11 protein-coding genes are annotated in these 14,231 nt (G+C 42.5%); 10 read left to right on the forward strand and 1 reads right to left on the reverse strand.

Annotation, left to right across the window (positions count from 1 at the left end; genetic code table 11):
* Nucleotides 1-35 precede the first annotated feature (35 nt).
* From mraY to Q0R88_RS25980, 9 genes are all read left to right on the forward strand, one after another.
* A complete protein-coding gene (gene mraY, locus Q0R88_RS25940; protein ID WP_295721490.1) occupies nt 36-1,277 on the forward strand; it encodes a phospho-N-acetylmuramoyl-pentapeptide-transferase in 1,242 nt (413 codons plus the stop codon).
* 62 nt (nt 1,278-1,339) lie between these two features.
* Entirely contained in the window at nt 1,340-2,716 is a 1,377-nt protein-coding gene (gene murD / locus Q0R88_RS25945; RefSeq protein WP_295721492.1) for a UDP-N-acetylmuramoyl-L-alanine--D-glutamate ligase, read from the forward strand.
* An 86-nt stretch (nt 2,717-2,802) separates the two neighbouring features.
* A complete protein-coding gene (locus tag Q0R88_RS25950) occupies nt 2,803-3,948 on the forward strand; it encodes a putative peptidoglycan glycosyltransferase FtsW (RefSeq protein ID WP_295721495.1) in 1,146 nt (381 codons plus the stop codon).
* Nucleotides 3,949-4,050: 102 nt separating this feature from the next.
* Nucleotides 4,051-5,154 carry an undecaprenyldiphospho-muramoylpentapeptide beta-N-acetylglucosaminyltransferase gene (gene murG / locus Q0R88_RS25955; RefSeq protein ID WP_295721497.1) on the forward strand — a complete coding sequence of 368 codons (1,104 nt, stop codon included), beginning with the start codon at nt 4,051-4,053 and terminating at the stop codon, nt 5,152-5,154.
* Between the two features lie 53 nt (nt 5,155-5,207).
* Complete coding sequence (murC, locus tag Q0R88_RS25960; protein WP_295721499.1) at nt 5,208-6,566, forward strand: UDP-N-acetylmuramate--L-alanine ligase; 1,359 nt, start codon at nt 5,208-5,210, stop codon at nt 6,564-6,566.
* A complete protein-coding gene (locus Q0R88_RS25965; RefSeq protein ID WP_295721501.1) occupies nt 6,559-7,419 on the forward strand; it encodes a cell division protein FtsQ in 861 nt (286 codons plus the stop codon). Before murC ends, Q0R88_RS25965 begins: the two co-directional genes overlap by 8 nt.
* Nucleotide 7,420: 1 nt before the next feature.
* Entirely contained in the window at nt 7,421-8,761 is a 1,341-nt protein-coding gene (gene ftsA, locus Q0R88_RS25970) for a cell division protein FtsA (protein ID WP_295721505.1), read from the forward strand.
* Nucleotides 8,762-8,887: 126 nt separating this feature from the next.
* Nucleotides 8,888-10,501, forward strand: a complete 1,614-nt coding sequence (gene ftsZ / locus Q0R88_RS25975) for a cell division protein FtsZ (protein ID WP_295721507.1) — start codon at nt 8,888-8,890, stop codon at nt 10,499-10,501.
* 274 nt (nt 10,502-10,775) lie between these two features.
* Nucleotides 10,776-12,020 carry an aminotransferase class I/II-fold pyridoxal phosphate-dependent enzyme gene (locus Q0R88_RS25980; RefSeq protein ID WP_295721509.1) on the forward strand — a complete coding sequence of 415 codons (1,245 nt, stop codon included), beginning with the start codon at nt 10,776-10,778 and terminating at the stop codon, nt 12,018-12,020.
* Between the two features lie 359 nt (nt 12,021-12,379).
* Here Q0R88_RS25980 and Q0R88_RS25985 read toward each other — a convergent pair whose 3' ends face one another.
* Complete coding sequence (locus Q0R88_RS25985) at nt 12,380-13,003, reverse strand: LysE family transporter (RefSeq protein ID WP_295721511.1); 624 nt, start codon at nt 13,001-13,003, stop codon at nt 12,380-12,382.
* A 223-nt stretch (nt 13,004-13,226) separates the two neighbouring features.
* On the opposite strand from Q0R88_RS25985, the gene Q0R88_RS25990 reads away from it, so the two are divergent.
* Nucleotides 13,227-14,153: a cobalamin-binding protein gene (locus Q0R88_RS25990; protein WP_295721513.1), complete on the forward strand. Its 927-nt coding sequence runs from the start codon at nt 13,227-13,229 to the stop codon at nt 14,151-14,153.
* Nucleotides 14,154-14,231: the final 78 nt, after the last annotated feature.

The raw sequence follows: 14,231 nt of genomic DNA on the forward strand, positions 1-14,231 counted from the left end.
TCATCATATTAAATCGGTGTAATCAAAAGCAAAAGATGTTATACTACCTGTTTACATACTTAAATAAAAATTACAGCATTCCGGGATTCGGGGTATTTCAGTATATCACGTTCCGTACGGCTTTGGCTGTTATAACATCGTTAGTAGTAACCACGGTTTACGGTCGCCGGTTAATTGATTACCTGCGTTTTAAACAGGTTGGTGAAACGGTAAGGAACCTGGGACTGGAAGGTCAGATGCAAAAATCGGGTACGCCAACTATGGGCGGTCTTATTATTTTGCTGGGTATTTTGGTGCCAACATTGCTGTTTGCCAAGCTGGGTAATATTTATATTATTTTAATGCTCATCACTACCGTATGGCTGGGTGCCATTGGTTTTTTAGATGATTATATTAAGGTGTTTAAGAAGAATAAAGAAGGCCTGGCCGGCAGGTTCAAGATCATTGGCCAGGTTGGCTTGTCGCTCATCATCGGGTGGACAATGTATTTCAATACCAACATCGTAATAAGGCAGGAAGTAAAGCTGCCCGTAAAGGCCGATGTGCCGGTTGATTTTCATTTGAAGCGCAATGTTCCGGTATATACCCAGGATGTGCGGTCGACCAAAACAACCATGCCCTTTTACAAAAACAATGAGTTTGATTATGCCAAGGTACTTAAGTTTATAGGTACAGGTTATGAGCAATACGCGCTGGTGGTATTCCTGTTTTTTGCAATTATCATTATCACTTTTATATCCAACGGGGCAAACATAACCGATGGTATAGACGGACTGGCGACGGGAACGTCGGCCATCATCGGGATTACGCTGGCTATACTGGCCTACGTATCCGGTAACGTAGAGATTGCCGATTACCTCAATATCATGTTCATCCCCAACTCGGGCGAGCTTGTAATTTTCGCGGGCGCTTTTGTAGGGGCTTGTGTAGGCTTTTTATGGTATAACTCGTACCCAGCACAGGTATTTATGGGCGATACAGGCAGCCTGGCAATAGGTGGTATCATAGCTGTTTTTGCTATCATGATACGTAAAGAATTATTGCTGCCGGTATTATGCGGTGTGTTTTTGGTTGAGAACGTGTCGGTAATTATGCAGGTAGGTTGGTTTAAGTACACCAAAAAGAAATTTGGTGAAGGTAGGCGGGTGTTTTTAATGGCGCCGCTGCACCACCATTACCAAAAGAAAGGTTTCCATGAAGCCAAGATAGTAACCCGGTTTTGGATCATCGGGATATTGCTGGCGATAATAACGATTATAACATTGAAGCTTAGATAGTATCAAGTATCAAGATAGAAGAATAAGGGTAAAAAGAGTAAGGAACAAGGATAAATAAAGCAATGAACCAACAGGAACACGAAACACACAACGCGCAACCCGCAACCCGAAAGATAGCCATTTTAGGCGCTGGCGAAAGTGGAGTAGGTGCGGCATACCTTGCCAAGCAGCAAGGCTATGATGTTTTTGTGTCTGATTTTGGGGCTATTGCAGATCATTATAAAAAACAGCTGGAGGACTGGAATATCAGTTTTGAAGAAAAACAACATACCGAAGAACTGATACTGAATGCGGTTGAGGTGATCAAAAGCCCGGGGATCCCTGATAAGGCTCCGATCATTAAAAAACTTAAAGAGCAGGGTATTCCGGTAATATCCGAGATAGAGTTTGCAGGCAGGTACTGCACTGCTAAGATCATCGGCATTACAGGATCTAACGGTAAAACTACTACCAGCAGCTTAACCTACCACATTCTTAAAGATGCAGGTTTAAATGTTGGGCTGGCGGGTAACATAGGTAAAAGCTTTGCCTATCAGGCAGCTACCGAAAAGTTTGACCTGTATGTATTGGAACTAAGCAGTTTTATGCTTGATGATATGTTTAAGTTCAAGGTGGATATAGCAGTATTGCTCAATATTACGCCCGATCATTTAGACAGGTATGATTATAAGCTGGAAAATTACGCGGCATCCAAATTCAGGGTAACGCAAAATCAAACAGCGGCAGATTATTTTATTTACTGCGCCGATGACCCCGAAACCATAAAAGGTATGGCCGATAGGAAGTTTGAGGCACAGCTATTACCCTTTTCCATTGAAAAAAAGATTGAACCGGGAGCATATCTCGAAAACGACAATATTGTCATCAACACAAATCAAGAACATTTTACAATGTCAATTAAAGAACTGGCCCTGCAGGGTAAGCACAACATTTACAACTCTATGGCATCAGGTATTGTAGCCAGAGTGCTGGAGTTGCGCAATGAAACGATGAGGGAGAGCATGGGCAACTTTAAAGCCATTGAACACAGGCTTGAATTTGTTGCCAATATTTCAGGCATTCGTTTCATCAACGATTCAAAAGCCACCAACGTTAACTCAACCTGGTACGCTTTGGAAAGCATGAGCAGCGATGTGATACTGATATTAGGCGGTGTTGATAAGGGCAACGATTACGGTATGCTTAAAGACCTGGTTAAACACAAAGTAAAATCTATTGTGTGCTTAGGTAAGGATAACAAGCGCATCCACGATGCATTTGAGGATGATGTAGATGTGATAGTGAATACATTTTCGGCACAGGAAGCAGCACAGGTGGCTTATCACCTGGCTACTAAAGGCGATACCGTATTGTTATCACCGGCCTGCGCCAGTTTCGATCTGTTTAAAAATTATGAAGACAGGGGAAACCAGTTTAAAGCGGCGGTAAGGGAATTGTAGATGTGCAGATGAGAAATAATAGATAAGAAGTTTAGTCCATGGTCCATGGACTATAGACCATGGACTAATAGTAAACAATAAAAGCAATGCATAGGATATTAAATAACACAAAAGGCGACCGGTGGATATGGCTTATAGTCATATTGCTTTCTGTTATATCCTTGTTGGCGGTATACAGTTCAACCGGTACACTCGCTTATAAGCGGGGTGTAGGGGTCGAGTCGATATTGATGAAGCATTTGGCGATGGTAGTAGGTGGTATTATGCTGATGTATATTTCGCATAAGCTGGATTACCGTTACTACGCCGGCCTGTCGAAAATTATGATGATCGTTACTATACCATTGTTGATATATACATTGGTATTTGGTAGCCACATCAACAATGCCAGTCGCTGGATCAATATCCCGGTGATAGGTTTAAGCTTCCAGACATCCGATTTGGCCAAATTAGCTTTGATCACTTACCTGGCGCGTACACTATCGCGCAAGCAGGAGAATATTAAGGATGTAAAGGAATCGTTTTTACCTATCATGGGTTCTGTTTGTTTGGTATTTATATTAATAGCGCTGGCTAACTTATCAACCGCGCTGATGTTATTTGGCGTAAGCATTTTGCTGTTGATCATAGGGCGTATCAGCATAAAACAAATAGCCATAGTATGTGCGGCAGGATTTATATTATTATTGGGAGTTATCTTTTTGGGGCCAAGGAGGCACACTTACGTATCACGCGTAAATACCTTTCTGCATCCGGATTCAACCAAGACTGACAAATCATTCCAGGCCGATCATGCCAAAATAGCTATCGCCAGTGGTGGACTTTTTGGTAAGGGCCCCGGCAATAGCACCGAGAGGAATTACCTGCCCGAGTCATATTCGGATGAGATCTATGCCATTATTGTAGAAGAATATGGCCTGTTAGGTGGTTTTGTATTGGTAGGTATTTACCTGTTTTTACTATACCGGTGTATTAAAATAGTAACCAAAGCGCCAAAGGCGTTTGGGGCATTGCTGGCCTGCGGGTTGAGCTTTAGCCTTGCTATACAGGCGTTCGCGAATATGGCGGTAGCAGTAGGGCTTGGTCCCGTAACCGGGGTGCCGCTGCCTTTTGTAAGTATGGGAGGGACATCGCTATTATTCACGAGTGTGGCTTTCGGCATCATACTATCGGTAAGCCGCGATATTGAAGAACCGAAGAAGGTAGTAGTTGGAGAGATAAGGACGGTTTAGGTGGTGAGTAGTGAGTAGTGAGTAGTGAGTAATGAGTAATGAGTAAGAAAATGGGCTGCTCAATTTAGGATTTAGAAATTAGAGCTTAGAATTTTAAAAAACATGGCAAAGAGAATTATCATCAGTGGTGGCGGAACAGGAGGACATATCTTCCCGGCTATTGCTATTGCCAATGCTTTAAAAAATATTGATCCAGCTACCGAAATTCTGTTTGTAGGGGCTTTAGGTCGCATGGAAATGGAAAAAGTTCCGGCGGCAGGGTATAAGATCATCGGATTAGATATCCGGGGTATTCAGCGCGATTCTATCTGGAAAAACGTCCTGTTCCCGGTTAAGCTGGTGAACAGTGTACGCAAGGCCTTGCAAATTATTAAGGATTTTAAACCCGATGCCGCTGTTGGCGTTGGGGGTTATGCCTCGGGGCCGCTGTTGTATGCCGCATCCATGAAAAAGATACCGTACCTGATACAGGAGCAAAATTCCTATGCTGGTATTACTAATAAATGGCTGGGCAAGGGCGCCAAAAAAATATGTGTTGCTTTTGATAATATGGAGCAGTTTTTTCCTGCCGGCAAAATCATCAAAACAGGTAACCCTATCCGCAAGGATGCAGTGAACATTGGCGGTAAGCATATGCAGGCGCTGGAGCTATTTAAGTTATCAACGTTTAAAAAAACCATACTGATAACCGGGGGCAGCCTTGGCGCACGTACGTTGAACAACAGCATCATGGCTGGTTTGGATAAACTCATAGCTGCGGATGTACAGATTATATGGCAAACAGGGAAATTTTATTATAAAACGATCATAGAGAAACTGGGCGACGATCATCATCCGGATATCAAAATAAAAGAGTTTTTAACCCGCATGGACCTGGCTTACGCTGCTGCAGATATTATTATATCAAGAGCAGGAGCAGGCACCATTGCAGAGTTGTGTATGGTGAAAAAACCGGTGATCCTGGTGCCTTCGCCAAATGTGGCCGAGGATCATCAGACTAAAAACGCCTTGGCATTGGTACAGGAAGATGCTGCCATTTTTGTTGCCGACAGAGATGCCGAAGCAAAGCTGGTTGATAGGGCGCTTGAATTGCTGGATGATAAACCATTGCAGAAAAAACTAAGCACCAACATAGGTAAAATGGCTATGCCAAATGCCGATGAAGTGATAGCAAAAGAGCTTATACAATTAATAAATAACAATTAAAATTATGGTCCTCTTCTCCCAAAAGGGGAGGGCCTTTTTTAAAAAACACTAACATGGAACTACGCGACATACAAAGGGTTTACCTGGTGGGCATTGGCGGCATCGGTATGAGCGGGCTGGCCCGCTATTTCCAACATTTGGGCTGTATTGTTTGCGGTTATGATAAAACGGCGACGGATTTGACTAACGATTTGCATAACGAAGGTATCCAGGTGGTGTTTGATGATAAGGCGGATTGGATACCAATGAGTTTTCAGGAGCCATGCAATGATACGCTTATTATATACACGCCGGCTATTCCTAAGGATTCGGCCATATTGAATTATTTTAAAAATAAAGGCTTCGAGCTATTTAAGCGTTCGCAGGTTTTGGGTTTAATAAGTAAAAGTTCCTTTACTATTGCTGTTGCGGGTACGCATGGTAAAACTACCACCTCAACTATGGTAGCGCATTTGCTTAAAGCTTCGGGTAATGATTGCTCGGCGTTTTTGGGAGGTATATCATCCAACTACCAAAGCAACGTGTTGTATGGTAAAAATAATGTAATGGTGGTTGAGGCCGATGAGTATGACCGCTCGTTTTTAACACTTTACCCGGATGTTGCCATCATCACATCGATGGATGCCGACCATTTGGATATTTATGGTGATCATGCGCATTTAACAGAATCATTTAAGCTGTTTGCTTCGCAGATAAAAGTAGGTGGTACATTGGTACATAAAAAAGGTTTGCCTTTAGATACCGGTTATACCTATGCTATTGATGATGCAACCGCCGATGCGCATGCTGCAAACATTCGCATTGAAGGGGGAGATTTCTATTTCGATTTTGTGAACGCCGAATTAAGTATTACCGATATTAAAATGGGGATTGCAGGTACGCATAACATCGAAAACGCGGTAGCCGCTATTGAGGCTGTGTTGAGGCTTGATATTCCTGCCGATTCCATAAAAAGTGCGCTGGCTTCTTTTAAGGGGGTTAAACGCAGGTTTGAATACATTGTGAAAACACCGGAGCATATTTATATTGATGATTATGCCCATCACCCCGAAGAATTGAGGGCCTGTATATCATCAGTAAAAAGATTATATCCCGATAAAAAGCTGACCGCTATTTTTCAGCCGCACCTGTACACCCGCACCCGCGATTTTGCCGATGGCTTTGCCGAAGTGCTGGATATGGTAGATGAGTTGATATTGCTGGATATATACCCTGCCCGCGAGCTGCCTATTGAAGGGGTAACATCAGATATGTTATTAAATAAAATGCAGCTGGTAAATAAACGTAAACTAACCAAGCAGGAAGCATTGGATGCTGTGAAAAATGAAAAGCCCGAATTGCTGTTAACAGTAGGTGCCGGTGATATTGATACGTTGGTTCATCCTTTAAACGAAATATTACAACATGGATAGAAAACTCATCTGGAAGCGCCTGTTAGTAGGTTTTGCCTGGGTAATTTGCCTGGGTGGCCTTGTGGTGCTGATGAGTTTCATTGAAAAGAAAAAAGCTTCGGTGGTTTGTACTGCCGTAAAGGTAAATATTCCGGGTAACCAGTATTTTATCGATAAGCAGGAAGTCGACCAGATTTTGCAGACAAACAGTCACACGCTTATAGGGCGAAAACTGGAGAATATAAATATTCAGGAACTGGAGAACAAATTGAAGGCAAATCCATTTATTGAGTTTGCTAAAGTTTATACAGAGATGGATGGGATACTAAGGGTTGAGGTAAGCCAGCGCCAACCTATACTGCGGGTGATGAACCATTACGATATGGATTTTTATATAGATCAGCATGGCTTGAAAATTCCGCTTTCATCAAACTTTACCGCAAGGGTACTGGTGGCTAATGGTTTTATAGATGAACTTTTTACCAACCATGTTGATTCATTACACACACGGTTGGCGAAGGACTTGTACCGGACGGCCGATTTTATTCGCAAAGATTCGTTGTGGGATGCGCAGATAGCGCAGATATATGTAAATACAGATCGGGAGATTGAGCTGATCCCAAGGGTGGGCAGCCAAAGGATACTGATAGGGAATGCCGATTCATTGAACGTAAAACTTAGAAACCTGGTAGCTTTTTACAAACAGGTATTGCCACAGGTAGGCTGGGATAAATACAAAACAATAAATGTTAAATATACCAACCAGGTTATTGGTATAAAAAACGAATTGACAAAAGCAGATTCGGCTAAAGCCAAGGCACTTAAGCTGGATTCGCTAAAAATGAAAAAAGAGAAATCTCAAATAAAATTGTAATATGGACAAAAGCTCAACTCAAGAAAAAAGTTCACCAATTGTAGTAGGATTGGATATCGGGACTACTAAGATATGCGTCATTGTGGGTCGCAGGAGCAAGAATGGGAAGATTGAGGTATTAGGAATTGGTAAAGCAGAATCTGCGGGTGTTACCCGTGGAATGGTATCAAACATAGATAAAACTGTACAGGGTATTACCCAGGCGGTGGAGATTGCAGGCGCGCAATCAAATGTGGATATAAAGGTAGTATTTGTAGGTATCGCCGGTCAGCATATTAAAAGTTTGCAACACCGCGGCTTAATAACCCGTCGCGATCTGCAATCGGAGATCGGGCGTAAAGATATTGATAAGCTGATAGAGGATATGTACAACCTGGTGATGCCTCCGGGCGAGGACATCATCCACGTATTGCCGCAAGAATTTACAGTGGATAATGAGCCGGGCATTAAAGATCCTATTGGTATGGCAGGAGTTAGGCTTGAAGCCAACTTCCATATTATATCGGGCCAGGTTACAGCAATTAAAAATATTGTTAAATGTGTTAATAAGGCCAACCTGGATAGCCAGGACCTTATATTGGAGCCACTGGCATCTTCTGAATCTGTGTTGAGCGAAGAGGAAAAAGAAGCTGGTGTGGTGTTGGTTGATATAGGTGGCGGTACTACCGATGTGGCTATTTTTCATGAAGGCATAATCCGCCATACGGCAGTTATCCCTTTTGGTGGCAATAGCGTTACCGAGGATATTAGAGAAGGTTGTTCAGTAATGCGCAATATTGCCGAGCAGCTGAAAGTAAGGTTTGGATCGGCCCTGGCTGATGAGAACAAAGAGAACGAGATAGTTTGTGTGCCGGGTTTACGTGGCCGCGAACCTAAGGAGATCAGCGTTAAAAACCTGGCTTACGTAATCCAGGCCCGTATGGAAGAGATTGTGGAGCATGTGTATTACGAAATTAAATCATCAGGCTACGAGAAAAAACTGATTGCCGGGATAGTAATAACAGGCGGTGGAGCGCAGCTGAAACACTTACGCCAGCTGGTAGAGTTTGTTACCGGTTTGGATTGCCGTGTTGGTTACCCAACAGAGCACCTGGCTAAGAACGAAGTGTTACCTAAAAATATTTACGAAGAGCTGCAAAGCCCAACGTTTGCAACAGGTATAGGCTTGCTGATAAAAGGGATCCAGAAAACAGAATATATGAATGTAGATATACCTGTAGAAAAAGCACTGAAGCCTAAGTTTGAAACTAAAGGTAAAGAAGGTGGTTTGTTTGACAGGTTGCTGAAAAAAAGTATCACATTTATTAAAGACGATATAAACGACGAGGATTTTTTGAAATAATTATACACAATAGTTAAGTTTTTCCACATATTGACATTTGTGGAAAACTGTTGTTGAAAAAGTATTATTATTACGATGGTAAAATCTAAATATTGGTTGAATCACATATAGCTGAAAACGAAGATTATGCAGTTTGAGATGTTAAAAGAAAAATCGTCAATCATCAAGGTAATTGGTGTTGGCGGTGGTGGTGGTAACGCGGTAAACCATATGTACAGGCAAGGAATTACCGGTGTTGACTTTATTATTTGCAACACCGATGCCCAGGCATTGGAGCTTAGCCCCATACCTAACAAAGTACAATTGGGTGCCAGCCTTACAGAAGGAATGGGAGCCGGTTCGATACCCGAAGTTGGGAAAAATTCAGCTATTGAAAATATCGATGATATTAAGCAGATGTTGGGTGTTAATACCAAGATGCTGTTTATTACCGCAGGTATGGGTGGTGGCACCGGTACAGGTGCAAGCCCAATTATAGCCAAGGCTGCCCGCGAAATGGATATATTAACGGTTGGTATTATAACCACGCCGTTCTCTTTTGAAGGTAAACGCCGTAAAATGCAGGCCGATGCCGGAATGGAGGAACTAAGAAAGTATGTTGATTCATTCCTGGTGATATCAAATGACAGGCTGCGCCAGATATTTGGTAACCTAACCATGAGCTCGGCTTTTGGCCAGGCTGATGATATATTAACCACAGCTGCTAAAGGTATTGCCGAGATCATAACCTTACCGGGTTATATCAACGTTGACTTTAAGGATGTGCGCACTGTAATGAAAGATAGCGGTGTGTGTATCATGGGCAGCAGCACAGCCGAAGGCGAAGGCCGCGCGCTGAAAGCTGTTGAGGGTGCATTGTCATCGCCGTTGTTGAAAGATAACGAGATAGAAGGCGCACGCTATATTTTGCTTAATATCAGCTCTGGCCTTAAAGAGGTTACCATGGATGAGGTGAGCATCATTACCGATTATATACAGGAAGAAGCCGGTTTGGCTGCAGACCTGATATGGGGTAATTGTGTTGACGAAAACCTGGAAGATAAACTTTCGGTAACCATCATTGCAACCGGTTTCCAAACCAAAGATGAGCGTGAAAAAGAACACAGCAACAAAAAGATAGTATCAATGCTGGTTCCGGAAAATACGCCTTTGGTAAAGCCTGTTAATGCTTTTAATGAATTTATAAACCCGGTTAAAGCCAATGCTACAGCCGAGCCTTATATTAAACATCATAAAGAAGAGCCAAAGCAAACCGGTCTGTTTGATATGTTTGCCCGCCCTGATGAGAAACAGGAAACTGTAGTGAAATACAACCTTGCCGATGAAGATAAGGAAGAAGATCACGAACAGGATACAGCTGGTTTTACCTTCAAAATGGCCGAGCCTGAATCATATGCCCCGGTAAAAGAGGAGCGTAAGCCAGAGCCGGTACCAGAACCAGCTCCCGAGCCTACACCTGCTTTTGGCGCTGATGATCATAAAACAAATGAATCGATAGAGGAGCAGCTGAAAAAATCGCGCGAGCGGATCATGCGCTTAAAAGACCTGAGCATGAAATTGCGTACAGGCAACATTCAGGAGTTGGAAAATGTACCGGCCTATAAACGCAAGGAAATAGCCCTTCAGGATACACCACAATCTGACGAGAGCCAGATATCAAGATTCAGCCTGATGCCTGATAACGAAGGCAACACCGAGATCCGCAGAAATAATTCATTTTTGCATGATAATGCGGATTAAGACAGAGTAAGGACTAATGGAGCAAAGAGCAAGGATTAGAAGATAAAGGAATATAATAAGAACAGGAAAGCTATCTAAATAAGATAACTTTCCTGTTTTAGTTTAAATAGATTATTATTTAAAGTTTCGCCCTTAATCAATTAGTCCTTGTTCCTTGCTCCAAAAATCCTTCGTCCTTCTTAGTTATAACCTATTCTAAAAAGTTATAGCTATTGTAGTAAGTCGTATTTACAGCTATATTTGCAATTATTCACTATTTAAAAGGTAAATTATTTTGGATTTATTTGATAAAATAACAAAAAGCTTAGGTGGGCCATTGGGTCAGCACCAAAAATGGTCACATGGTTATTTTTCATTTCCTAAACTGGAAGGGGAAATTGGACCGCACATGCAGTTCAATGGCAAGGAACATTTGGTTTGGAGCCTTAATAATTACCTGGGTTTAGCTAATCATCCCGAAGTAAGGGAAGCTGATGCTAAAGCTGCTGCCGATTATGGTATGGCTTACCCTATGGGTGCGCGTATGATGTCTGGCAACTCTATTCACCATGAAGAGCTGGAAAATAACCTGGCTGAATTTGTGGGTAAACAGGCCGCTTTTTTATTAAACTACGGGTACCAGGGAATGGTATCAATTATAGATTCATTGGTTGACAGGAATGACGTTATTGTTTATGATGCAGAATCACATGCCTGTATCATTGATGGTGTGCGCCTGCACATGGGTAAGCGTTTTGTTTACCAGCACAATGATATTGAAAGCTGCGAAAAACAGCTGGAGCGTGCAACAAAATTAACCGAACAAACCGGTGGCGGAATACTGCTGATCACCGAAGGTGTTTTTGGCATGTCGGGAGCGCAGGGTAAACTGAAAGAGGTTATCGAACTAAAAAAGAAATTCAACTTCCGTTTATTGGTGGATGATGCGCATGGTTTTGGTACCATGGGTAAAACCGGTGCCGGTACACATGAGGAGCAGGATTGTATTGATGGGGTAGATGTATACTTTGCCACATTTGCAAAATCAATGGCAGGTATAGGCGCATTTGTTGCTGCCGATGAAGAGATAGTTCATTTTCTGCGTTATAACATGCGTTCGCAAACATTTGCTAAAGCACTGCCTATGCCGATGGTATTGGGCTTAAAAAAACGTTTCGAGCTATTAACCACGCAACCACAACTACGCGAAAAACTGTGGTTGATCTCTTCAACACTGCAAAAAGGTTTAAGGGAGCGTGGCTTTAACCTGGGTGTTACCAATACCATGGTTACTCCTGTGTTTTTAGAGGGCAACCTTTTCGAAGCCACCAGCCTAACCCGCGACCTGCGCGAAAATTATGGTATCTTTTGTTCCATAGTGATCTATCCGGTTATACCTAAAGGACTAATATTACTGCGCCTGATACCAACAGCTTCACATTCATTGGCCGATGTACAGCGCACCCTTGATGCCTACAGCGAAATGGGTGAAAAACTAAAGGCGGGTTTTTACAAAGAAAACAAGCTGGAAATAGCGTAATTTCAGATGTGCAGATTTTAGATGTGCAGATGATCTGTGCACTGGGATAAACATATTATAAACCACAAATGGCTTCAATTTTGAAGCCATTTGTGGTTTATACGTCTCCGTTGATGTATTGCTAAAAAACTTTTTGTCATCCTGAACGTAGTGAAGGATCTATTATTCGCCATGCTTTTTCGCCCTGTACAGTCTGCGAATAGATCCTTCGTTCCTCAGGATGACAGAACTTTTAAAGGGTCATTTTACCTTCAAGATTTTACGTTTAAAAATCATCTCGACAACTATTTTCAAATCCTCCTATCCTCAAATTTTTTCCTCATCTGCACACCTGCACATCTGAAATCTGCACATCTGCATCAATGCTTGAAAAACGATAAATAAACCTGCTTCACAATATGATACCCCGCAAAGGCGAAAAACAAGATGGCGATACTGGTATTAATTAACCGGGTACTAAGTGCAAATTTACTTTGTATATACCGGGCAAACAGCGCGTAGATATATAAGCATAAAAAAGAACCGGCTGCAGAGCCCACACTAAATATCACTAAGGCTATCCTTCCGTCAAGGATCCATTCGTGAGTAATGAGGTAAGTTCCGGTAACCATCCAGAAAGGTACTTGCATGGGGTTTAAAAAGCCCAGCAGAATGCCATACTTGATACTGGCATGTTCGGAGTAAGTGGTTTGGGGTGGTTTATTGCGATGGATCCAGGTAATGGCGCCTAATACGCCAAAAAGGATAACCATTACCCAGTCGATTATAACGGCAAGGTGCATTTGGCCCGAAAGCCACCTTGCGGCCTGCATAATGCAATAAGTGAAGAAAAATTCAACGCATGAAAAAGCGATGATAAAGCGTAAAGCCTCTTTTATGCCACGGTTTATAGTGATCTGTATAAGTGAAAGGTTAATGTTGCCGGGAGGGATGTAACCAATAAAGTTGGCTATCAGCCCGATGAAAAAGGTAAGAAATATCATTGCGGCAAAGATATGTTGTTAAATTGAAAATTTGGAGGTGAGTTGATTTGAAAATTTGAAGATGTGACAATTTGAAAATGAGTTTGCATTTCAATTGATTTGCGTTTTCAAATCTTCAAATTGACAAATTTTCAAATCAATCTGCACTTCTTCCGTACATTTGCACATCTGCATATTTGAAACGGCAGAGCCATCAACGAAGTTAATCTGCACATCTGAAAACATGTCAACTGATAAAATAATCTCCTTACTTCCATCTGCTACCGAAATAATATGTGCCCTGGGGCTCGAAGATAACCTGGTAGGCCGCTCGCATGAATGCGATTATCCCGAATCGGTAAAGCAATTGCCGATTTGCACCGAAGCGAATTTTCCTGATGGTTTAAGCAGCGCGGATATTGATGTGAAGGTAAAGGAGATTCTTGCCGATGCCTTATCGGTTTATACGGTAAAACGTGAACAGATCAAACAACTGGCACCCGATGTGGTGATTACGCAGGATCAGTGCGAGGTTTGCGCGGTATCACTAACGGATGTGGAGCTGGCTCTGGATAACTATCTTGATAAAAAAGCCCGTATCATTTCATTGCGACCCAATAGCGTAGAAGATATCTTTAATGATATAATCACCATAGCCAACGCGTTGAATGTACCCCAGGCAGGTGCCGACCTGGTGGAATTACTTAATGAACGGGTTGATATCATTAAGCACAAATTGAAATTTGCAGATAGCAAACCAACCGTAGCCTGTATAGAATGGCTGGAGCCAATGATGATATCTGGCAACTGGGTGCCCGGATTGGTAAGCATAGCCGGTGGTACACCTGTTCTGGCCCAGGATGGCAAACATTCACCCTATGTAAGCTGGGACGAGATTCGTGCGCAAAACCCCGACATCATTATAGTAATGCCCTGTGGCTTTTCTATAGAGCGCAGCTTAAAGGAAATAGATATTTTAATGCAGCTTCCGGGCTTTGCTGATATGAAGGCCGTGAAAAATAATCAGCTATATATTGCTGATGGCAACCAATACTTTAACCGCCCCGGTCCGCGTATTGTTGATTCTATCGAGATCCTGACCGAGATCATCCGCCCTAAGCAGTTTGCCTTTGGGTACGAGGGTGAGGGATGGATAAAGTTCGGTGTGTAAGGACAGCCGGTCATTGTACTTAAGACCAATTTGGCCCTCTGCGCGTCATTGCGAGGCACGAAGCAATCTCCACGATGG

Source organism: Mucilaginibacter sp. (assembly GCF_025362475.1).
Lineage (GTDB): Bacteria > Bacteroidota > Bacteroidia > Sphingobacteriales > Sphingobacteriaceae > Mucilaginibacter.